At 38.1% G+C, this 22,195-nt stretch carries 22 protein-coding genes, 1 pseudogene and 1 riboswitch; of the genes and pseudogenes, 16 read left to right on the top strand and 7 right to left on the bottom strand.

Annotated features, from left to right (window positions below; genetic code table 11):
* Positions 1 to 126 precede the first annotated feature (126 nt).
* Entirely contained in the window at positions 127 to 1,020 is an 894-nt protein-coding gene (locus COJ96_RS18995; RefSeq protein ID WP_098575366.1) for a LysR family transcriptional regulator, read from the top strand.
* Positions 1,021 to 1,118: 98 nt separating this feature from the next.
* Here the strand turns inward: COJ96_RS18995 and COJ96_RS19000 are convergent, their stop codons facing one another.
* Complete coding sequence (locus COJ96_RS19000; RefSeq protein ID WP_098575367.1) at positions 1,119 to 1,490, bottom strand: hypothetical protein; 372 nt, start codon at positions 1,488 to 1,490, stop codon at positions 1,119 to 1,121.
* An 11-nt stretch (positions 1,491 to 1,501) separates the two neighbouring features.
* A complete protein-coding gene (locus COJ96_RS19005; RefSeq protein ID WP_098575368.1) occupies positions 1,502 to 2,017 on the bottom strand; it encodes an acyl-CoA thioesterase in 516 nt (171 codons plus the stop codon).
* A 367-nt stretch (positions 2,018 to 2,384) separates the two neighbouring features.
* Between COJ96_RS19005 and COJ96_RS19010 the strand changes: the two genes are divergently transcribed.
* The 3 genes from COJ96_RS19010 (at position 2,385) to COJ96_RS19020 (ending at position 4,778) form a co-directional block, all read left to right on the top strand.
* On the top strand, positions 2,385 to 2,900 hold the full coding sequence (locus tag COJ96_RS19010) for an acyl-CoA thioesterase (RefSeq protein WP_098575369.1): 516 nt from the start codon (positions 2,385 to 2,387) through the stop codon (positions 2,898 to 2,900).
* Positions 2,901 to 2,924: 24 nt separating this feature from the next.
* Complete coding sequence (locus COJ96_RS19015) at positions 2,925 to 3,296, top strand: hypothetical protein (protein ID WP_098575370.1); 372 nt, start codon at positions 2,925 to 2,927, stop codon at positions 3,294 to 3,296.
* Between the two features lie 594 nt (positions 3,297 to 3,890).
* Complete coding sequence (locus COJ96_RS19020; RefSeq protein ID WP_098575371.1) at positions 3,891 to 4,778, top strand: YitT family protein; 888 nt, start codon at positions 3,891 to 3,893, stop codon at positions 4,776 to 4,778.
* Between the two features lie 172 nt (positions 4,779 to 4,950).
* Here the strand turns inward: COJ96_RS19020 and COJ96_RS19025 are convergent.
* From COJ96_RS19025 to COJ96_RS28795, 3 genes and pseudogenes are all read right to left on the bottom strand, one after another.
* Positions 4,951 to 5,113 (bottom strand): annotated as a pseudogene (locus tag COJ96_RS19025) (citrate/2-methylcitrate synthase); the annotation flags it as partial.
* Positions 5,114 to 5,192: 79 nt separating this feature from the next.
* Positions 5,193 to 6,401, bottom strand: a complete 1,209-nt coding sequence (locus tag COJ96_RS19030) for an acetate kinase (protein ID WP_098575372.1) — start codon at positions 6,399 to 6,401, stop codon at positions 5,193 to 5,195.
* 111 nt (positions 6,402 to 6,512) lie between these two features.
* On the bottom strand, positions 6,513 to 6,677 hold the full coding sequence (locus COJ96_RS28795) for a hypothetical protein (protein ID WP_179195757.1): 165 nt from the start codon (positions 6,675 to 6,677) through the stop codon (positions 6,513 to 6,515).
* Positions 6,678 to 7,389: 712 nt separating this feature from the next.
* Here COJ96_RS28795 and COJ96_RS19040 point away from each other — a divergent pair.
* On the top strand, positions 7,390 to 7,956 hold the full coding sequence (locus tag COJ96_RS19040; RefSeq protein WP_180230181.1) for a hypothetical protein: 567 nt from the start codon (positions 7,390 to 7,392) through the stop codon (positions 7,954 to 7,956).
* Between the two features lie 270 nt (positions 7,957 to 8,226).
* Positions 8,227 to 9,258, top strand: a complete 1,032-nt coding sequence (locus tag COJ96_RS19045; RefSeq protein ID WP_098575374.1) for an ATP-grasp domain-containing protein — start codon at positions 8,227 to 8,229, stop codon at positions 9,256 to 9,258.
* A 39-nt stretch (positions 9,259 to 9,297) separates the two neighbouring features.
* Here COJ96_RS19045 and COJ96_RS19050 read toward each other — a convergent pair whose 3' ends face one another.
* Complete coding sequence (locus COJ96_RS19050; RefSeq protein WP_026567028.1) at positions 9,298 to 9,672, bottom strand: nucleotide excision repair endonuclease; 375 nt, start codon at positions 9,670 to 9,672, stop codon at positions 9,298 to 9,300.
* A gap of 229 nt (positions 9,673 to 9,901) precedes the next feature.
* On the opposite strand from COJ96_RS19050, the gene COJ96_RS19055 reads away from it, so the two are divergent.
* The 8 genes from COJ96_RS19055 (at position 9,902) to COJ96_RS19090 (ending at position 17,935) form a co-directional block, all read left to right on the top strand.
* Complete coding sequence (locus COJ96_RS19055; protein WP_098575375.1) at positions 9,902 to 10,483, top strand: TerD family protein; 582 nt, start codon at positions 9,902 to 9,904, stop codon at positions 10,481 to 10,483.
* Positions 10,484 to 10,640: 157 nt separating this feature from the next.
* A complete protein-coding gene (locus COJ96_RS19060; RefSeq protein ID WP_098575376.1) occupies positions 10,641 to 11,039 on the top strand; it encodes a hypothetical protein in 399 nt (132 codons plus the stop codon).
* 80 nt (positions 11,040 to 11,119) lie between these two features.
* Positions 11,120 to 12,613 (top strand): helix-turn-helix domain-containing protein, encoded by a 1,494-nt coding sequence (locus COJ96_RS19065; RefSeq protein ID WP_180230182.1) that lies wholly within the window; start codon positions 11,120 to 11,122, stop codon positions 12,611 to 12,613.
* Positions 12,614 to 12,859: 246 nt separating this feature from the next.
* Positions 12,860 to 14,533 (top strand): urocanate hydratase, encoded by a 1,674-nt coding sequence (hutU, locus tag COJ96_RS19070; protein WP_098575378.1) that lies wholly within the window; start codon positions 12,860 to 12,862, stop codon positions 14,531 to 14,533.
* Positions 14,534 to 14,554: 21 nt separating this feature from the next.
* The gene (hutI, locus tag COJ96_RS19075; RefSeq protein WP_098575379.1) at positions 14,555 to 15,847 is read left to right on the top strand and encodes an imidazolonepropionase; all 1,293 of its coding nucleotides are present in this window, start codon (positions 14,555 to 14,557) and stop codon (positions 15,845 to 15,847) included.
* Positions 15,825 to 16,820 (top strand): agmatinase family protein, encoded by a 996-nt coding sequence (locus tag COJ96_RS19080; protein ID WP_098575380.1) that lies wholly within the window; start codon positions 15,825 to 15,827, stop codon positions 16,818 to 16,820. Before hutI ends, COJ96_RS19080 begins: the two co-directional genes overlap by 23 nt.
* A 348-nt stretch (positions 16,821 to 17,168) precedes the next feature.
* A complete protein-coding gene (locus COJ96_RS19085) occupies positions 17,169 to 17,699 on the top strand; it encodes a metallophosphoesterase family protein (RefSeq protein WP_098575381.1) in 531 nt (176 codons plus the stop codon).
* Positions 17,696 to 17,935 (top strand): glutaredoxin family protein, encoded by a 240-nt coding sequence (locus COJ96_RS19090; protein ID WP_098575382.1) that lies wholly within the window; start codon positions 17,696 to 17,698, stop codon positions 17,933 to 17,935. The genes COJ96_RS19085 and COJ96_RS19090 overlap by 4 nt, the downstream gene beginning before the upstream one ends.
* A 102-nt stretch (positions 17,936 to 18,037) precedes the next feature.
* Here COJ96_RS19090 and COJ96_RS19095 read toward each other — a convergent pair whose 3' ends face one another.
* Positions 18,038 to 19,303, bottom strand: a complete 1,266-nt coding sequence (locus tag COJ96_RS19095; protein ID WP_098575383.1) for a dicarboxylate/amino acid:cation symporter — start codon at positions 19,301 to 19,303, stop codon at positions 18,038 to 18,040.
* Between the two features lie 235 nt (positions 19,304 to 19,538).
* On the opposite strand from COJ96_RS19095, the gene COJ96_RS19100 reads away from it, so the two are divergent.
* Together COJ96_RS19100 and dcuS are read left to right on the top strand one after the other, a co-directional pair.
* The gene (locus tag COJ96_RS19100) at positions 19,539 to 20,216 is read left to right on the top strand and encodes a response regulator (RefSeq protein WP_098575384.1); all 678 of its coding nucleotides are present in this window, start codon (positions 19,539 to 19,541) and stop codon (positions 20,214 to 20,216) included.
* Between the two features lie 35 nt (positions 20,217 to 20,251).
* Positions 20,252 to 21,865 carry a DcuS/MalK family sensor histidine kinase gene (dcuS, locus tag COJ96_RS19105; protein WP_098575385.1) on the top strand — a complete coding sequence of 538 codons (1,614 nt, stop codon included), beginning with the start codon at positions 20,252 to 20,254 and terminating at the stop codon, positions 21,863 to 21,865.
* Positions 21,866 to 21,994: 129 nt separating this feature from the next.
* Positions 21,995 to 22,103: riboswitch (TPP riboswitch) on the top strand.
* Positions 22,104 to 22,195: the final 92 nt, after the last annotated feature.

Below are 22,195 nucleotides of genomic sequence, written 5' to 3' on the forward strand. Positions count from 1 at the left end.
AGCCCTAAATTGTTTTTACTTAAATAAGTTTCCCTTTTGGGTATGACACAAGTGCGTGTCTTTAAAGAAAAATTTGTGGTAAACTAGTCTAGCATTGAAAAAGAAATATAAGGTGTTTGATTATAATTGGAAATTAAACAGTTGCAATTTTTTATTGAAATTACGCGTACTGGTAGTTTTACCAGTGCAGCAGAAAATCTTTTCATTACCCAGCCTGCCCTTAGCCGAACTATCAAATCATTGGAAGACCAACTTGGTACAAAGCTTTTTGTTCGAACTAGGAAAAAGTTGATCTTAACTGATGCAGGACGTGTCCTAAAAAAACATGCATTAAAAATTGAAGAACAGCTGCAGCAATTGGATGAGGAAATGGATAAGATGTTAATGCCAAAAAAAGGACACATCCGTATCGGGCTCCCTACAGTAACCAATTCTACTTTTTTCTCAAAACTTCTTGCTTCTTTTCATCAAGAATATCCAGAAGTTACGTTCCAATTGGAAGAGGACGGATCAAAGACAATTGAACAGAAGATTGTCAATGGTTTACTTGATTTTGGTATTGTCTTTCTCCCTGACAAAAATGAAAGTATTGACTATTATACGTTTATTAATGAGAAACTAAAACTGGTTATACCCGCCTCCCACCGTTTTATCGGCAAACAGGAAGTGTCATTGCAAGAGCTGAAAGAAGAAAATTTTATTATGTTTAACCGAGATTTTGAATTAAGGAGTCTGGTTATTGCTGCATGCAGAGAAATTGGTTTTCAACCGACCATTATTTCGGAAACATCACAATTAGATTTTATCCAAGAAATGGTTGCTTCTAATTTGGGTATTACCTTGCTGCCTGAGAGTATATGTATGGATTTAACACATGATATTCAAACAATCTCAATAACCAACCCGACAATCCGATGGAGTTTAGCCTTGATCTGGAAAACGAATGCATACATGTCACAGGTTGAGAAAGAATTTATCCGGTTTGCAAAAGTGAAGCTGTCGGAAGCATCCTTACCGTGATTCATAATCTATTATTGAAGATTTCAGCAATGGATTTTTATGCCGTGTCTACAAACAAAACGAGGCTTGGAGGGGAATTTCCTCACAGCCTCGTTTTATTAATGAATCACAGTTGGACCGGCTAGTTCCCTTGGCGGGTTTCCTAATGCTAACTTGCTTATATTAGCATAACTCACTTGTTCATACTCTTTTAGCAACTGTTTTAGTTCAGAAAATTTTTGGTCCCTTTTTAACTTTTCGATTTCCTTTTGATAAACGGACAAAACATAATCATCTTGTCCTACCGGCTTAAATTCGCTTGGGTCTTCATCCATGAGTAATGCTCCCATATATTGGTATCCAAAATTAAGTTTACGAGTTAGTTCAATGATATTTAAGAACATATGATAAATTGATGGTTTTGTTTCACCTAAGTGTTCAATGGCCATTTTTGCGTCAATCAAATCTTCATAATTTGCTGAGACTAACATGTTTCAACCCCCTAAGTACATGCTTTTTTCGGTGAGAGTCTGGATACCAGTTCTTTATTTTGCTCCCTTTTGAGTTTGCGGATTTTTTCGCGTTCTTTTCCGGTTTCGTAAAGAAATTTTTCTTCGTCTGTCTCTGGAATAACTTTTGGCACTTCCAATGGTCTTTTATTTTCATCTAGAGGGACGAAAGTAAAGAAAGCTGTAGCGGCAATTTTCCGTTCCCCTGTTTCGAGATCTTCAGCAATTATTTTACAGAAAATCTCCATCGACCTTTTACCTGTATAGCAAACAAATGATTCGATACCAACCGAATCGCTTTGCTGAATGGGGTGTAGAAAATTAACGGAGTCTGTCGATGCCGTAACACATTGCTTTACTCGTGAATGCCGGCGAGCCGAAAGTGTCGCACATGCATCCATCTTCTTCATAAGAACCCCGCCAAATAATGTATCATAATTATTCAAATCATTAAGCAACACCTGATCGGTATGAATTACACGCGTTTCACTAATTTTTTTCGCTTCCATTTTATCACCCTATATTGAGCAATTTCTTCATACTTCTCTTCCGCTTTTCTTAGTGTTGGGAGATGTTATCTTAATTAAACCAGTTAGATATTTCCTGAAATAATGAACAAATGAGGATCAGTTAATTTTCTATTTTCATGTTTTTCTTATAAATTCTAGTACTGGACCTAGAATTAAATTGGAATATGATGGGAATGGTTTACTTGTCTTTTAATGTTCCTGCCAAAAACGCTTCCATACAGTTTTGTTATGAATTCCATATATTATTGGCATTGTACCTTTCCACTGTGGTTATATTATAATCACCTATGTGATGTATGAGAAGCGAACGCTTCAAAAACATTATATATATATAGGGAGAAAATAAATGGAAGCAAAAAAAATTAAAAACACACGTGTTGTTCAAACCGATCAAGTGCTCATTAACGATTTGAACAATTATTCTACATTATTTGGTGGAGTTCTAATGAAGAAGATGGATGCTTGCGCGACTCTTTCCGCCCGTAGGCATTCACGGGTAAAGGAATGTGTTACTGCATCGACAGACTCCGTTAATTTCATTAAACCAATCCGACGAAGTGATTCAGTTTGTATCGAGTCATTTGTCAGCTATACAGGTACAAAATCAATGGAAATTTTCTGTAAAGTGATTGCAGAGAATCTTGAAACCGGGGAACGAAGAATTGCTGCTACTGCATTTTTTACTTTTGTCCCTCTAGATGAAAATAAAAGACCGTTGGAAGTGCCTGAAGTCATTCCAGAAACAGAGGAAGAGAAATTTCTTTATGAAACGGGAAAAGAGCGCGAAGAAATTCGTAAGTTAAAAAGAACACAAAATAAAGAACTTGTGGCCAGACTTACACTAGATAAACCATGGGATTAATAGTGAAACAAAGGGGAAGATCTTATGATCAGACAATCAAATTACACTGAATTGAGAAATGCACAACTTGCTATCGAAAACTTACATGCAACAAAACCTTCTATTTATAAAAAATTTATCAATATCGTAAAACTAACACGTCAATTGCATTGTGGATATCAGTATATGGGAACAGTCATTATGGATGAAAACACAAGTGATTTCTACCCTAAGTCCCTGGATGACTACGTAATGTCCATCTACCATCGTGAAATTGAAAAATTAAAAACAGACGAAAAATTCTCTGAATTAAAACAGGTTCTAAAAAAGTATAAACAAGTAACCTATGTCAACATTAGCAAGTTGGCATTAGGCGAAAATCCAAAAGAATTAGTTGGTCCAATTTTGATTCATTAATAGTTCGAAGGAAACAAATGGGTCACTTATATTTTTCAGTCTTTCATTGATATCTTATATTAATAACCTAAAACATATTAGTTGGGTGAATCGAAAATTTAGTTCGATTCACCCAATTTGCTTTTAAGACTCCATTGCCAGTGGGATATTTACGGAAAACTGCAAATGTGGAGATTCTTCAATAATTTTGTGGTTATTATAGAGTAAGATGAGTTTTTTTAAAATAAAAAGTACCGGACCGAATATAAAATAAGGTCAACCAGTAATATTTTCTTATCTGGCTGACCTTATAATTCCAACGGGTGCGTTAGTCGAACTACCAGTACACATATTTTAATTATACAAAAGTGAATATTTCTCCCTTATGTGATACAATTTCAAAGAATAAAATTACGTGCTAATATGAAGGAGCCTGTCACCATGGGATTATTATGCCTATTTGGTAACAAGCTCCTTTTGTGTTTTCATGACAAATGAATAATTTTTTACTCATGTTTAATTGAATTTTTATATACGATCTAACAAGCTATGTCTTGAAAAAAACACATATTCTCTGTGATTTTTAAAATATATAAATATAAGGGGTAAAGCTTTATGAATACAAGTGAAGAAAAAAAGAAAATAAATCATAAAAAATTATCTGTAAGAAATGTTGTCAAAAGGTCTTTTTTTATTACAATTGGTGCCAGTATTATGGCTTACGGGTTAGAAGCTGTTTTAATTCCGAATAATATAATTGACGGTGGAGTGACGGGCTTATCCATGATTTTAAGTCACGTTACTTCAATCAGCCTTAGTATATTTTTAGTCATTTTAAACTTACCTTTCTTCTTCTTAGGTTATAAGCAAATCGGTAAAACATTTGCTTTTAGTATGCTCTATGGAATCATAGCTCTTTCTGTGATTACTTCATTCATGCATCATATAGACCCAATGGTACATGATCAGCTTCTGTCAGTTGTTTTTGGCGGTGTCATATGTGGAATTGGGGTAGGTTTAGCAATCAGAAATGGAGGAGTTTTAGATGGTACTGAAACATTATCTATTTTAATTGAAAAAAGGGTGCCATTTTCAGTCGGGGAGATCATCATGGCTGTGAATGTGATTATCTTCTCATTGGCTGCCTTTGTATTTTCTATAGAAAATGCTTTGTTTTCAATGCTTACCTATTTTATTGCGTTTAAAACCATTGATATCGTGGTAAAAGGATTAGGTGATATGAAATGCAAATATATCATTAGTGATAACACCGATGAGATAGCAGATGCCATTACAGAACGATTAGGGCGTGGCGTCACTTTTCTCCATGGAGAAGGTTCTTACAGCGGTGAAGATAAACGTGTTATTCTATGTGCTTTTACAAGGCTAGAGGATACAAAGCTAAAAGATATTATTAAGGAGATAGATCCTGAAGCATTTACCATTACTTCAGATGTTTCTGCAGTTTATGGTGGTCGGTTTAAGAAAAAGGACATTCATTAATCCGTAATCGAATAGGTAGTGGATATAAAAATTAAATAGCTGCTGCTAAAGCTCAATTTTTAACGGGTATATTATAAAATTTAAGATAATCAAACTAGACAAAAGAAAGCTAGACAAAACACATTATTAAAAAATGTCTTATCTAGCTTTTTTATAATCTTATTTATTATTCTTAATCGTCGTTACGAGGGCGAATTAAGCGATTGTTTTCATACTGTTCCAAAATATGAGCGATCCAGCCTGACGTGTGGCTCATCGCAAAAATAGGTGTGAAAAGGTTTTGTTTTATCCCTAAGCAGTGATAAACCGACCTCAGAATAGAAATCAACGTTTGGCCTTTACGCTAGCTTTTTCATCTGGTAGATTACAAGTTTACCGAAAACAAGATAAAAAATATTTTTATATTATAAAATTCTATACAACCAGTAAACTTTCACGAATACCTAAACGAGACGTATCCCTTGCAATCATGATTTCTTCATTAGTCGGAATGACCATCACTTTGACCGGTGAATGCTGATAACTAATGAACGTTTCTCTGCCGCTTACTTTATTAAGGCTAGGATCCCAATACACGCCCATAAATTCTAGACCTTCCAATACACGAGCGCGGATAAGGTCACTGTTTTCTCCAATACCAGCAGTAAAGATAATCGCATCAAGACCTTTCATCCTTACCGCGTACATCCCGATATATTCCTGAATTCTTTTTGCAAACACTTGCAGCGCAAGCTCTGCCCGTTTGTGTCCCTTCTCTGCTGCCACCTGAATATCTCGGAGATCACTTGAATAACCAGATATCCCCAGCAAGCCACTTTCCTTATTTAAAATGCTCACCACTTTCTCAGCGCTCTGACCTGTTTTCTCCATGATATAGGTGATCAGTGCTGGATCAATATTACCTGAACGTGTTCCCATGGTCACCCCTGCCAACGGCGTAAATCCCATCGACGTGTCAATTGATTTACCTCCATCTATCGCTGTAAGGCTTGCTCCATTTCCGAGATGGCAGGAAATTAGACGAAGCTCTCTTATTGGACGTTTTAACAACTCTGCGGAACGTTGTGATACATATTGATGGCTTGTCCCGTGGAATCCATATTTACGAATGCCATATTGTTGATAATACTCGTATGGCAAACTGTAAAGAAAAGATTGTTCTGGCATCGTTTGATGAAAAGCAGTATCAAATACTGCTACTGAAGGTACATCAGGCAATATTTCACGAAACGCATTTATCACGATAAGGTTGGCAGGATTGTGAAGCGGCGCGAGCTCCGATACATCCTCAATTTCTCTTAATATATCATCGTTGATCAGTACCGATTCACTAAATTTTTCGCCCCCATGAACAACTCGATGACCAATCCCATCGATCTCATCAAGCGATGAAATAATTTCTAAATTGATCAGCTTATGCAATAGGATTTTAACTGCCTCCAGATGGTCATTGATCGTTTGAACTAATTTCATTTTCTTGTTGTGGACTTCAATAGTAAACATTGAATCTTTTAAACCGATCCGATCCACCATACCTTTTGTTATTATAAATTCTTCTGGCATGTGCAATAGTTGATATTTCAATGAGGAACTTCCAGCATTAACTACAAGAATTTTGGACATTCAATTCATCTCCTTTAGTTGAATTTATTAAATGTACTAACCTTTCTCTAAGGAAAAATCTCTATAGTTTTGTTAAATCAAGCGCTTTCAAAACAAGTAAGTGTTTTTCCTTTATCTACTCTTCTCCTTACTTAAACAATTTTGGCACTTCGTCATGGACGATTCATGTTCATCTTCTATAATGGAACCACAATAGAAGCAAACACTTGGCGGAAATAGTTTTTGATAGTTTTTATGATTAGAAGCTTTCAGTTCCTTCATTTCTTGTTCGCTCATAATAAGTCTTCCTCATCTTTTTTATTGTTACGGTTACTTCAAAAGATACTTTTCTATTTGCAGTAAACTATCCAAAATCACTAAGGGTTCAACTTAAATCGAACTAGAAATCTTTTGATATGACTTGATCCTAATCAATATCCGCCTTTCTGAACTATTGTCTTATAACAGACTGATTATTTGAGATTATTTTACAGTATATTTGTTGCACTTGTCTGAATTTTTGGATATAACATTCTATTTGAGGATGAAAGAGAATAATAGATGGATAAAACAGAATTTTTATGAATAATTAATTTAAAAATCAAATAATTTAAATGATTGACATAATATCCCTATAGGTGTAAATTACATATATAGAAGAATTAAGGAGAAAATCCAAATGCAAAAGATAGCGCCAATAAAACCATTCAACCATCAAAGAATTTTGTTCTGCCTTTATATTATTAATTCTTAGTAGAATGTCACTTCAAGGAAAACCTTTTTTCATCTGAATAGGATACTAGGGGAAATGGTCCGGCAAAGAGGTGTTACAAAATCACAGAGGTAGGAGTTACATACTTAAAGGGATATGCAAATCAATTAGAAACCTACCAATCAATGTTAGATCAATTCCTCAAAACGTATTCTAATTTACTAAAGCTCTTTATCCCTTCATTTAAAAGGAAGGATCCAATAGAGAAAGGCACCATTGACAAGAGGAGGAATGAAAATGAGTACAACGTCAAAAAAAAGTGAGCAAGTAAAGAAAGCTGTAGTTAAGGAAGAGGGTTATCAAGTCATGCCATTTGTAGACACAATATGGAATCAATTCGCGCTATCGTTAGATTGGACAAAGAAACTACAAGAAAGTGGAGAAGAAGTTTATCTAAAGACTGTAAAAGAAACGATTAAGTTTAATAAAGACTTTAGAAATTCTTTTTTAAATCTATATCAAGAATCAAAAAGGACCAACAGTGAAATCGTTGATAGTGTAAGCGCCCTTTATGAAAAAAATGATGCCTTACAGATTGATTTTCCAGAGCTTACAGACCAATTTCGAGATGTATCTGATCGTGTAGAAAATCTAGCATTAACCCCAATTAAATTATCTTTCGATCTAATGGATCGATTTGATAATAACCTTGTGGAAAATAGTGAGAATTATGTACTCTTTGTAAGAGAGCGTCGTAACGACTTGCTAAAAGTTACAAGTAATTATGTAGAAATTGCAAAAAACAACCATAAAAACATCTATTCCATGATCGAGAAAATTGTAAAAGTGCATGTAAATAATTAATAATGATAAATCATTAAGATTCATACCTTAAAAATAGTAAAGAGACAATCGTTCGGGCGATTGTCTCTTTTTTAAATTCAAAATCTATTTTGTAAAAGTATTTATTTACGTCGCATTGCAGAACATTTTTTTTGCGTTTATACAGAATATAGGTGTTGTTTTTCGAAGAATTGCAGTAGGAAATGAATTTTTTGTAAAATTTTGCTTATAAAAAATGTCGAGAAGGACAATAATGAGTGAGGTCTTATTACAACAAGAAAGAGGATTGAAATGAAGATTTGGTTTAACAGATGGTTTACAACGGTTTCCCATTTCATCGACATGATTCGGGATAACGAAGAAAAGCGAAAATTTATTATTTATGGAACCAGTCCGAACAAGGATGCCCTGTATTTACAAAATTGTGATTATGCCTTCGTCGAGCCGGATATATCTGGGGAAGAATATATTGATTTTTGTCTTGATTTTTGTCAACGGCACGAGATTGATATTTTTATCCCGCGGAAGGAAAATGTCCTCATCTCCAAACGACTGAGTCAATTTGAGAAGTTGGGAGTGAAGGTGTTAGTTTGCCCAGATGCTAGTCTCATGGAGAGCATGGATAATAAAGCTGAGACATATCAAATGTTTACGCGTGGACCGGCAAACTCGTTGATCCCTGATTATCACGTCGTTAATAATCTTGAAGCGTTTAAAATAGCGTATGAACAATTAAAGGAAAAAGGTCATACTGTGTGTTTTAAACCAGTGATTGGTGAAGGTGCGAACGGATTTCGTGTCATTAAAGACCAGATTGATTCAATTACCCAGCTTTTCAATCATGGAACGAGCTACCGTATTCCTTACCACTATGCCTGCGAAATTTTAGGTCAGCAAGAAACATTCCCTGACTTAATGGTGTTGGAATTTTTAGAAGGCAGAGAATATAGTATCGATTGCCTATCCTCCCAAGATAAATTGTATGCCGCCATACCTCGAATGAAGGGGGATGGAAGGATAAGGGAGATTGTGGAGCAGACTGAACTTATAAAATTGGCTCACGATTTTCACCAAGAATTTAAGGTGCCATATGTATTTAATATTCAAGTCAAATACAACAACAATGGTGAACCCAAGCTGTTGGAAGTCAATCCGCGTATGAGCGGCGGCATGCACTTTAGCTGCTTATCGGGGATCAACATCCCGTATTTGGCTGTTAAAATCTTGCTAGGTGAAGAGGTAAATTTGATTAAACCGAGGTTTGGCATTCGGGCAAGTCATATTGAAAAAGAAATGATTTTGAAATACGGAGAAATTAGTTAAAAAAAAGAGCAGGTTTCGTAAGTGAACCCGCTCTTTCAACTATTTATAGAACACTTTATCAATGTTGTATTTAGCATGTAACGTATTGATGAGGTAAGTTTCGTAAATTTCTCTTTCCATTGGATCTTCCACAACGCATACTGCAATTTTATAAACTTCATCACGGTGCAATTTGATCGGTGAGACAGAATCTTCGAAATGTCTTTTTACGCGGGGGCGTAATTTCCTAGCTTTGCCGACAAACAGTAATTCATCATTTGCGTTTGAAAAAAGGATAATCCCGCCTTTGTCTCTTGGAATTTTATTATAATCTGTAAAACCATAAACGCTGCTAAGCGGCGCCTCTACTTTTTCACCAACTTGATTTTTTTTCGTAATCACTATATCAGGATTAGGGATTTCAATTTTAATCATTTAGAAAATCTCTCCTTGCCTTACTTAAAATAAACGGGTTTCCCGTTTTGCTAGCAGTTCATTATAGCATAAACAATTAATAATAGTTATCTTAACCATTTTTTGATGCTCAAAACCAGTGAATCTTGTATTTATTAAGAAGAAGGTCATTAAAAAGTAGAAAAATATTCCTTGTTTTTGTAAACTTAAAGTGAAACATTGATAATATTAAGATTGAAAGGGTGTTTGTATGGCTATTTCCTTATCTAAAGGTCAAAAAATTGATTTAACAAAAACAAATCCTGGTTTATCGAAGGTCATTGTTGGTCTTGGCTGGGATACCAATCGTTATGATGGCGGAAATGATTTTGATTTAGATGCAAGTATCTTCTTGTTAGCATCTAACGGAAAAGTTACGTCTGAAAAGGATTTCGTTTTCTACAATCAACTTGAAGGTGGAAATGGATCTGTAGTACATACCGGTGATAACCGCACAGGAGAAGGGGATGGGGATGATGAGCAAGTAAAAGTGAATCTTAGCGCGGTCCCTGCTCAGATTGAAAAAATTTCCTTTGTTATTACCATTCATGATGCAGAAGTTCGTGGTCAGAATTTTGGTCAGGTATCTAATGCATTCTGCCGCATCGTTAACGAAGAAACGAACCAAGAACTCATTCGCTATGATTTAGGAGAAGATTTTTCGATTGAGACTGCTATCATCGTTGGCGAACTGTACCGTCACAATGGTGAGTGGAAATTCTCGGCCGTAGGTTCAGGCTACCAAGGCGGCCTAGCCCGTATCGCAACAGACTTCGGCCTAAACGTAGGCTAAAAAATAGTATATATAAAGGACAAAAACTGTAGAGTAACTGTTTTTGTCCTTTTTTTGTTTATTAGAAGTGTCTCAATTATTTATTTGTAGAGACGAGGTATTTGCGTTATGGTAGAAATAAAATAACATATTTGATTTGAGGCTGGTGCTGTTACCAATGAAATTTTTGCTGAAAACACAGATTCTTGCTATTATTATTGCGATTTTTTGGATCTTGTATCTTAATGTAGTGGCTATTTTTGATCGGCCTAGTCCGATCCTCCAATATTTGAATTGGTTCGTTTATGGATTTGCTATACTGTTTGCCATCATTTATTTACTATTGACGAAATACATAACTGGTCACAAATGGCTGGCGATTCCTTTGGTGATTCTACCGTATCTGATGATATACAAACTGATACTGGAACAGATCCTATTAAGCCTAGTAAATAAAAGCTATGGTATAACAATCAATTTTTTGTCTTTATCAACTGGCTCCACGCATTTAATGGCGATCTTAATTGGATTAATGTTCGGTGTTATCATTTCTAATCGATATAATAGGGAGCAGTAACACTAATAAACATTATTTACCAAAATGCTTAGAAAATGGCTTAAGCAATCAAAAGTCTATGAATGAAAGAGGGACAAAAGATGGAAGGAAAGTGGCTGATTGCCGATCGCGATTTGAACGAACGTGAAGGATTAAAATGGTTATTGAAAACCTCTTCCATCCCCGTTACCACTATATTGTCAGCTTCTCATTATCAGGAATTCGTCGTATGGTTTGAACAGGAGAAGCCTGATGTTGTCTTAATAGAACTTGATATGATCACGAAGGATGATTGGTCCACCTTTCGTGACCTGATGCAGATTTATGACCCCATTTTACTATTAACATCGGCAGAAGGAACCTTTGAAAAGGCGCGACTGGCCATCGATATGCAAGCGTTAGATTTAATGATTAAACCTTTTTCGGCAACCAAGGTGAAAAGCGCCTTTCAAAAAGCCGCACGTAAGCTTAGGTCCAAAAGTCAGGCGGATGGAATTCACCATGCAAATTCCTATAAAGATATATCATATGAAGCCTTATTACTATCGCAAGACCCAGGAGCAGAAATATACCATGTAGCTGCTTTTCAAACGGAAAGTATCACTGCCAACCGGACTTTGCATTCGTTCTTAGCAGAATATCCATTCAAGGATGTTCACGGAATTTTTGCATTAGACGACATGGTCGTTGTTTTGTTTTCTGAGACGGGTAATGATATCACGGAGCAATGTCAAAAAGCGATGAGAAAGTGGGAGGAGGAATTTTCTGAGCCTCTAGCGGTCGTAGTTCATAAGGGAAATTCATCAGCCGTTACTTTGAATCAAAAATATCTGCAAACGAGGAAAATGCTGGAGTTGACCTATTATAAAGGGTACCGCCAAGTGGTCGAATTTGGACACTCACCCGCATGGGTCCATATCGATCCTTTTTTAGCTCCGCCTGAACAACGAACGTGGGTCGACATGTTAACTAACGTTGATTTAGAGAAAATAAAAAATTGGCTGTATGATGAATTTTTGCAATTGCACGATCCTTACCCTGACCCAGGTTTGGTCCGAATTAGACTAACGAGTATCCTGGCCCAGGTTAGAAGATATATGAAGACGTATCATTTAGACGAGAATCAAAGCTATGAACAGGAATACCGTTATATTTTCAATTCGATTTTATATGATCGTGTCCTTTATCGTACGGTTCAAAATCTCATCTTATTTATTCAAAAATTATTTTTGGGTACTGAGAGCAGTAATAGAAATCAGATACAAGATCCAATTGAACGCGGCATAACCTTTATGGAGGAAAATTTTTCAAACAGCATGCTCAGGCTTGAGGATGTGGCAGCCTATGTGGACCGTAACCCTTCTTATTTCAGCCATTTGTTGATCACGAAAACAGGCTCTAGCTTTACGGAATCACTAACAGCGATTCGAATAAAGGAAGCGAAAAGGTTGCTGATTGAAACAAATAAACCGATTAAAGAAATTTCAATCCTGGTGGGCTATCAAAATGCCAATTATTTTAGCCGGATGTTTAAGGAATTAATAGGTGCTTCGCCTAAAGAATTTCGATTATATAAAACGGACGAGTATGGTTGATTTAATAATTAATTTGAAATATCAAACTGTAGACCGATCATCAAAGTGAGCGGTCTTTTTACATAAATCAAACCTAAAAATAATATACATTTATGAAAGTTTTATTGGTTATTTGAACAAACCACCTAAATAAATTCTATTTAAACCTATAAATATTGCCCTATATCTAATGTTCCTTTCGTATTTTTCAGAAGATTTTATTTTTATAATAAAAATAGATGGATAATGAAAAAAGGAGTGGAATGGATGGAAACAAACACAGCGAAATCAAGAGTGATAAAAAATTATAAAGGTACGGAATTACATGCGAAAGGCTGGATTCAGGAGGCTGCACTTAGGATGTTGATGAACAACCTGGACCAAGAAGTGGCAGAAAGACCAGAGGATCTAGTTGTTTATGGCGGGATTGGTAAGGCCGCTCGGAATTGGGAGTCCTATGATGCCATTGTGAAAACATTGTTAGAATTGGAAAATGACGAAACCTTATTGATTCAATCGGGTAAGCCGGTGGCTGTATGGAAGTCGCATAAGGATGCCCCGCGTGTACTTCTTGCTAACTCCAACTTAGTTCCTGCTTGGGCAAATTGGGAGCATTTCCACGAGCTAGATAAAAAAGGTCTAATGATGTACGGTCAAATGACAGCGGGGAGCTGGATCTATATCGGCAGCCAGGGAATTGTCCAAGGGACGTATGAAACGTTTGCCGAGCTTGCGCGTCAAGCCTTTGGCGGTACATTAAAACACACAATCACATTAACTGCTGGACTTGGCGGCATGGGTGGTGCTCAGCCGTTGGCAGTAACAATGAATGATGGAGTGTGTTTAGCGATTGATGTCGATGAGACTAGAATTGACCGCCGAATTGAAACTGCTTATCTTGATGTGAAAACTAAGGATTTAGATGAAGCTTTGAAATTAGCACACGAGGCAAAAGTGGCTGGAAAGGCACTATCGATTGGATTATTAGGAAATGCCGCAGAAATTTTGCCATTGATGATTGAAAAAGGCTTTAATCCAGATGTATTAACCGATCAAACTTCTGCACACGACCCATTAAATGGTTATGTTCCAGTTGGTTTCACATTAGAAGAAGCGGCTGGATTACGAAAAGAAGATCCAACTAAGTATGTAGAACTTTCCAAGCAAAGCATGGCACTGCATGTGAAGGCCATGCTGACGATGCAGCAAAAAGGTGCGGTTACCTTTGATTATGGTAACAACATTCGTCAAGTTGCGAAGGATGAGGGAGTGGAAAATGCATTTGATTTCCCTGGTTTCGTACCAGCATATATCCGTCCATTATTCTGCGAAGGAAAAGGTCCTTTCCGCTGGGCAGCACTTTCAGGTGATCCGGAGGATATTCGCAAAATTGATGAAGCATTGCTTCGTGAGTTCAAAGATGATGAACATTTATGCAAATGGGTAAAAATGGCCCAAGAAAAAATTAGCTTCCAAGGTCTTCCTGCTCGGATTTGCTGGCTTGGATATGGTGATCGTGCCCGTTTTGGTAAAGTTATCAATGATATGGTTGCTTCGGGAGAAGTATCGGCACCCATCGTTATTGGCCGTGACCACTTAGATGCAGGTTCTGTTGCTTCACCAAATCGTGAAACAGAAGCGATGAGAGACGGAAGCGATGCAGTTTCTGACTGGCCGATTTTAAATGCGATGATCAATGCAGTGGGCGGCGCGAGCTGGGTTTCATTACACCATGGCGGCGGGGTTGGCATGGGATATTCTCAGCATTCCGGAATGGTTATTGTAGCTGATGGCACGAAGGATGCGGAAGTACGATTAGAACGTGTATTAACAACGGACCCTGGCATGGGTGTGGTCCGCCATGCCGATGCGGGTTATGAAATTGCGATTAAGACGGCAAAAGAAAAGGGCATTAAAATGCCTATGCTACAACAAGACTAAGACAGAGGGGATGGAAGATTAATGAGTACACCAATTTTTATTAGAAATGCCTCTCAACTCGTTACATTACAGGGGAGTTCCGAGGCTCCCCGTGTAAAGGGGGCCATGTCTGAGCTTGGCATTATTGAGAATGGCAGTGTTTGGTTGGAAGACGGAGTGATTCAGGCAGTTGGTCCGGATGAGGAACTTGCCCGAAAATATGCGGATCGTTTAGGGGAAGTTGAAGTGGTGGATGCGAGTGGTAAACTCGTAACTCCTGGACTTGTGGACCCACATACGCATGTTGTTTTTGCAGGCAGCAGGGAAAATGAGTTTAACATGCGACTTCAAGGTGCCACCTATATGGAAATTATGAATAGCGGCGGCGGGATTTATGCGACCACTAGAAGGACACAGTCTGCGACACATGAAGAACTTTTTCAGGAAAGCTATGAGCGCTTGAATCAATTCCTGCGTCACGGCGTCACAACGGTTGAAGCAAAAAGCGGCTACGGGATGGAATGGGAAACCGAATTAAAGCAGCTCGAAGTAGCAAAACAGCTCAATGAGAAGCATGTGATTGATGTGGTTTCAACCTTCATGGGCGCTCATGCTGTTCCGAATGAGTACAAACCAAATCCGGATGAGTTCGTTCACTTGTTGATTGAGGAAATGATTCCAAAAGTGGCAGAGCTCGGATTGGCTGAGTTCAATGATGTCTTCTGTGAACACGGTGTGTTTACTCCAGAGCAATCCAGGAAAATTCTTGAGGCCGGTCGTCGCTATGGCTTGATTCCGAAGATTCATGCGGATGAAATTGAGCCCTATGAAGGAGCAGAATTAGCGGCTGAGGTTGGGGCCATTTCGGCTGACCACTTATTAAAGGCATCGGAAAAAGGTATGAAAGCGATGGCTGAAAAAGGGGTAGTCGGTGTGTTGCTCCCGGGGACAGCTTACTTTTTAATGGCGGAGTCGGCAAATGGCCGTAAAATGGTCGATTTGGGTGTACCGGTGGCACTGTCCACAGATTGCAATCCTGGGTCATCACCTACGGTATCCCTGCCATTCATTATGAATCTAGGCTGTTTAAAAATGGGGATGACACCGGCAGAAGTCATTACAGCAACGACCATTAATGCGGCCCATGCCATTAATCGCGGCAAAGAAATTGGCAGTTTGGAAGTGGGTAAAAAAGCAGATATTACGATTTTTAACGTCGAGAATTATATGAAACTGCAATACTCTTATGGCGTGAATCATACCGATACGGTGGTGAAAAATGGTCAGGTGGTTGTCAGGGGAGGTCAGTTAGTTGAAGAGCTTTCTCTATCCTAAGTTAAATCCCCCTAGTTTTACATGGGTAAGACCAGATGAAGGAGTTGGGATGGCGAAGGTGCATGAATGGATCCAACCTCTAACGTCTGAGTCTGGTCCTGAAAAAAGCAAGGAGGCAGACTTTGTTGTGGTTGGAGTTCCGCTGTCCCGATCATCTATCAGCGCTTCGGGTGCCTCGGAATTTCCTGAGGCGTTCCGACGCGCGTGGAAGAGTTTCACTACCTATAACCTTGACGAGGATATCGATTTGTCGGAAATGATAGCACTGGATGCCGGAGATGTCCCTATGCATGTTACCGATATCCGTCGCTGCCATGACAATATCATTGAAGCGTCTGCTGCCCTTCATGAGCATTTTAGGAAATCCAAAGTTTGTGCAATTGGCGGCGATCATTCGATAACTGCGATGATGGTCAAAGGTATGCAGCAAGCAAAACCCGAGGAGAAAATTGGGATTCTCCAGTTCGATACCCACTTCGATTTACGTGACATGTCCGATAACGGCCCATCTAACGGAACACCGATGCGGAATCTTATTGAAAGCGGTGTGGTCGAAGGCAGGAATATGTATAACATCGGTCTGCATGGATTCTTTAACACAAAAGATTTAAAGCAATATGCTGATGCACAAGGGGTCAATTATTTCACGCTCCGGGAAACTAGGAAGAAAGGGATAGAAGAGACGGTTACTGCATGTTTAGACGAGTTGGCTGAAAAGGTGGATACGATTTATTTAACAGTCGATATGGATGTTCTTGATATTGCTTATGCTCCAGGAGTACCGGCTTCAACGCCGGGGGGGATGACAACGGCGGAACTCTTAGAAGGGGTTTTAACCGCAGCTAAGCATCCAAAAGTCAAAGCCATGGACATCGTCTGCCTTGATCCCCAAAAAGACACCCATGTCCAGCCAACAGTCAAACTCGGAACACACGTATTTCTCACCTTCTTAACAGGGGTAATGATGAGATAAAAAACCTTGGTGTCAGGCACCACTAATAAACACTTTGATCATTGTGTCCGTCATTGGCGGACACTTTTTTATTTTGGGTATAAAAAAAGGAGTTGTAGTTCGGCTTTTATTGACTGAATAATCAGATTTTTGTATGTAAGGATTTTCGTGGGAAATAAAATATAGGTGACTTAAACACTATTATTCCTTGGGAAAGCGCGCAATTAGACAATTATCGATACATTTTTTAATAAAGCTTCGCATCTATTTCCCAACTTGCCTTTTATGATTATTGGAAAACGTATTAAATGAAAAGGACATCCTTTTGGGATATAATCTAATAATTAGTAATTAATAGGAGTCGCTGCTATGAAAATTATCGTACTCTCAGATACTCATATGCCAAAAAGGGCTAAATCCTTCCCGCCACGATTAGTGGAAGAACTTAAGGTTGCAGATTTGATTATCCATGCAGGGGATTGGCAAACAATCGATGTTTATAACCATCTTAAAACCTTTGCAAAGGTAGTAGGGGTTTTTGGTAATGTTGACAATGAAGACATCAAGGACATGTTTCCAGAGAAACGAATCGTAGAGGCATGCGGATATAAACTTGGTATTACCCATGGTCATGGCACCGGAAGAACAACTGAAAAAAGAGCCGTTCAGAAATTCGCAGAAGAAAAAGTAGATTGCATCATTTTCGGTCATTCACATATTCCGATTAAAAAGTATGAACAAGGTATCCTTATTTTCAACCCTGGTTCGCCAACAGACAAAAGAAGGCAGGAAAATTATTCATTTGGTATCATTAATATCGGGGAATCATTAGAGGCGGAGCATATCTTTTTTACAAAAGAGTCTTCTGAATATAATACAAAAGGGGAACAGAAACGATGAACAAGCAGGTAATTGTCTATACTACTAAAGACTGTATTGAGTGCACGATGGTCAAAAAAGTCCTTAGTGAGGAAGGAATTCCTTTCGAAACAAGAGATTTATCAGTCAATCCAGAATACCAAAAGGAAGTAGAAAAATATGGCTTTTTGGGTGTTCCAGTGACAGTCGTTGAAAATCGGGCGGTCAAAGGATTTACCAATGAACTGAAAGAGTTGATGGAACTGGCAAAAAGTTAAGAAAGTCCAGAGTATTCGGTACTGTACCAAAAAACAGGGCATTGATTATAAAAAATGAAATGGCTTGGAGGGAAATCCTCCAAGCCATTTTGTTACACCGGATTATGCACTTATTGATTTATCTTCTTTTGCCGTTTGGATCTCACTTGAAGGATGGAACTCATTCTCCATCTTGGAAACAACCACTGTTGCCACACCATTTCCGATTAAGTTAGTAATCGCACGTGCTTCAGACATAAACCGATCAACACCTAGTAATAAGGCAATCCCTTCGACGGGAATGACAGGGAAAGCAGATAGTGTCGCAGCAAGAGTAATAAAACCTGAACCGGTAACACCCGCTGCACCTTTTGAAGTCAGCATTAAAATTCCTAACAAGGTGATTTGATGCCAAAGTGTAATATCTACATTGTAAGCTTGAGCAATAAAGAGCGCGGCCATCGAAAGATAAATCGCAGTCCCGTCCAAGTTAAACGAATAGCCAGTAGGTACAACCAGACCAACCACCGATTTCGAACAGCCGTATTTCTCCAGTCTTTCCATCATTCTTGGCAGCGCAGATTCAGAAGAGGATGTACCTAACACCAAGAGAATTTCTTCTTTAATATAAGCGATAAATTTCAAAATATTAAATCCATAAAGCTTTGCAATTGCCCCGAGGATAAATACGATGAAAATAAACATCGTTGCATAAACGCTTCCCATTAATTTACCTAGTGAGACTAAAGAGCCTAGCCCAAAATTACCGATTGTATAGGCCATTGCACCAGAGGCGGCGATGGGTGAAAATTTCATTACCATATTAACAATCTTAAAAAATATTTCAGTAAATTGTTCAAACAGAGCAACGACTGGTTTCCCTTTTTGTCCTAATGAAGCAAGGGCAATTCCGAACAGGACCGCAAAGAATAAAATGGGGAGCAGATCACCTTTTGCCATCGCCCCAACAAAATTATCAGGAATAATTCCTAAAATAAACTCCATAAATCCATGACTGGACTCCTTTGCCTGCTCAGTAAATTGTGAAATGTCTCCGCCTTTTACGGAGTCTGTGTTAAATCCAGATCCAGGTTTAATGATATTGACGAGTAATAATCCGATTGCAAGCGCAAAGGTAGTAACAATCTCAAAGTAAAGGAGTGCTTTTCCTCCAATCCGTCCAACCTTTTTTAAATCCCCCATGTTACCAATACCGATGACAATCGTTAAAAATACAATCGGAGCAATTACCATCTTAATTAATTTGATAAAGATATCTGCCAAAACTTTTAATTCTGTACCGAATTTTGGAAACAGAAATCCGATCACAATTCCAAGTACAATCCCCAATAATACTTGGACGGTCAAATTCTTAAAATTAATTCTCATTTTCCCGTACACCCCTTTGTTTAATTAGAACTGTTAACGCTTTCAGTCTACCTATTGACAGAATAAATGAAAATTCAGATAATCGTAAGATTTTGGTCATATTGGTCTTATTGTTCCTTTTGTTATAAAAATTACATAATAAAACAACGAAAAAATATCATCGATTAATTTACTATTTTGATAAAATAGGCCATGATAAGAATATAAATGAGAGTTCTTTAAGGGGGAGCAGGGGATGTTTCCGTTAAAGGTAATATTAATAGAAGATGACCCGATGGTTCGGGAAGTACACCGCCAATTTATTGATCGGGTGGAGGGATTTTCGATAATCGGCGTTGCTGCAAACGGTATTGAGGGTCTGAGATTAATCAAAGAGCTCCGGCCCAACCTTGCCATTATCGATATTTATATGCCATATATGGGTGGATTGGAGATGCTAAGAGAACTTCGTTCAGAGCTCTACTCCATTGATGTAATTGCCATAACAGCTGCCAGCGATATGGAAACCATCCATGGAGTTCTTCAACAAGGTGCGTTCGATTATATCATGAAACCATTTACCTTTGAGCGCATAAAAAAATCACTAGATAACTATAAAACTTATCGTATGAAATTAGCGGAAAAGAAGGCCCTTTCCCAAGAGGAACTGGATCACATCTTATTCATTGATCAAAAAGAAGAATGTGAAAGAGACAACCTGCCAAAGGGATTAAATATGAACACTTTAACAAAAATTACCGACTTTCTTTCGCAAGAGAAGGAACCCGTCTCTGCTGAGGAGGTAGCTGAAGGCATTGGTATGGCTCGGGTAACAGCACGAAGATATCTTGATTATTTAGAAAAAGAAGGAAAAGTAAAGATACATATCCATTACGGGGGTGTGGGAAGACCAGTCAACCGATATGGAGTGTAAATATAAAATACGATGTTTGTGAAATGGGAGGGAGCATGTTGGACTGGAACATCAGGATTGGAAAACCAAAACTCCGTTTACAGACGACGATTACCCTGCTAGTTTGCATTGTAGTTGTGATGGCATTGTTTGTTACCGAGATATTAATCACTAACAGAATTTCACAAGAAACAAAGAAAGGGCAAGCTGAGAAAGCCACGGATATTGCGCGGATTGTTGCCCAATCGTCCCTTGTGATAAATGGGTTACAGAATAAAAAAGCTGAGAAGGACATCCAAACATATGCGAATGATATCAAACGGTCCACCCATGTTGAATTCATCGTCGTCATGGACATGAATGGAATAAGAAAATCACATCCTAATCGGAATCTATTAGGCCAGCATTTTGTCGGTGGAGATGAAGGTCCGGTATTAAAAGGGAGAGAGCATATTTCGACTGCCGAAGGAACATTAGGATTATCATTACGCTCGTTCGTCCCTGTATTTGATGAGAAAAATAAACAAATAGGGGCCGTTGCCGTTGGGATCTCGTTAGAAAAAGTAAATCTGGCCATCGAACAGAGTAGAAGAATCATTTTGATTGGGGTCGGTGTGGGTGTTTTAGTTGGCATCCTAGGAGCTCTGTTTTTGGCAAGAAAAATTAAATCGATTCTGTTTGGCATGGAGCCTAGTGAAATAGCCAAACTGTTGGAAGAACGAAGTGCGATGCTGGAATCAACCAAGGAAGGGACGCTGGCGGTTGATCAAGATGGGATAACCACCCTCGTTAATAATGAAGGGGTTAGGCTCCTCCATATGGCCGGTATTGAAGGTCCATTTTTAGGGAAAAGAGTGGACGAATACATGCCAAATACCAAACTTTCCACCGTCCTAGGGACTGGGGAAGCACAATTAGATCAAGAGCAGGAAATCAATCATATTACCATTCTAACCAACCGTGTCCCAGTAATCGTGAAGGGAAAGATTGTTGGAGCAATTGCCACCTTTCGAGAAAAAACTGAAATCAAGGAGTTAGCAGAACAATTGACCGGAGTCAAGTTATATGCAGAGGCACTTAGAACCCAATCACATGAATTCATGAACAAACTGCATGTAATTTCAGGTTTGGTCCATATGAAGGACTATCAAATGGTTTCGACGTACATTACCAAAATTGTGAATCACCAGCAGTCTGAGGTAGAATTTGTCGTCAGTCGTTTTAAAGATCCTGTATTAGCAGGGTTTATTTTAGGAAAACTTAGCTTTGCAAGGGAAAAAGGCTGTGAAATGATCATTGATGGAGAAGGATTGTTACCAGAACCGCACAGGCAGGAAACAACACATGAAGTGGTCACGATTCTTGGAAATTTAATTGATAATGCACTGGATGCGGTCGCGGACCAGCCGCTTAAAAAAGTAACGGTAAGGTTTGATTATTATGAAAATATCCTTGTGTTGGAGGTTCATGATACAGGACAAGGTATCGATGAGGAAATTATAAATAGCTTATGTGTGAAAGGATTTTCAACTAAGGGAGAAAATCGAGGAATTGGTTTATTTTTAGTACAGCGAAGCTTGGAAAAATTAGCAGGACAGTTAGAAATTCATTCTCAAAAAGGGAAAGGGACTGCTTTTATTGTTACGTTCCCATATAACAGTAAACAGTAACAATATTATGTTAACCTGATTATAAAAATGCAAAAAATAATTATATTATGTAAACTACCAATCGTATGTAACTATTTTCTTTACATTCTAGTTTCATAGCGTTATTATGTACTTAATTTAATAAACTAATCGATCTACTAGGGGTGCCCTGTTATCAGGCTGAGAGAAAACGCTATGTTTTTAACCCTTTGGACCTGATCTGGGTAATACCAGCGTAGGAAAGTAGCCAAGTGAATGTTTTTTCTCTGACTTACTAACCAGGTCCATTAATGGACCTGGTTTTTTTATTTTTTGGTTGTGTTTAACTTGTCAGTTGATTTCCGTTCCAGG

This window comes from Bacillus sp. AFS073361 (genome assembly GCF_002567005.1).
GTDB lineage: Bacteria > Bacillota > Bacilli > Bacillales > Cytobacillaceae > Neobacillus.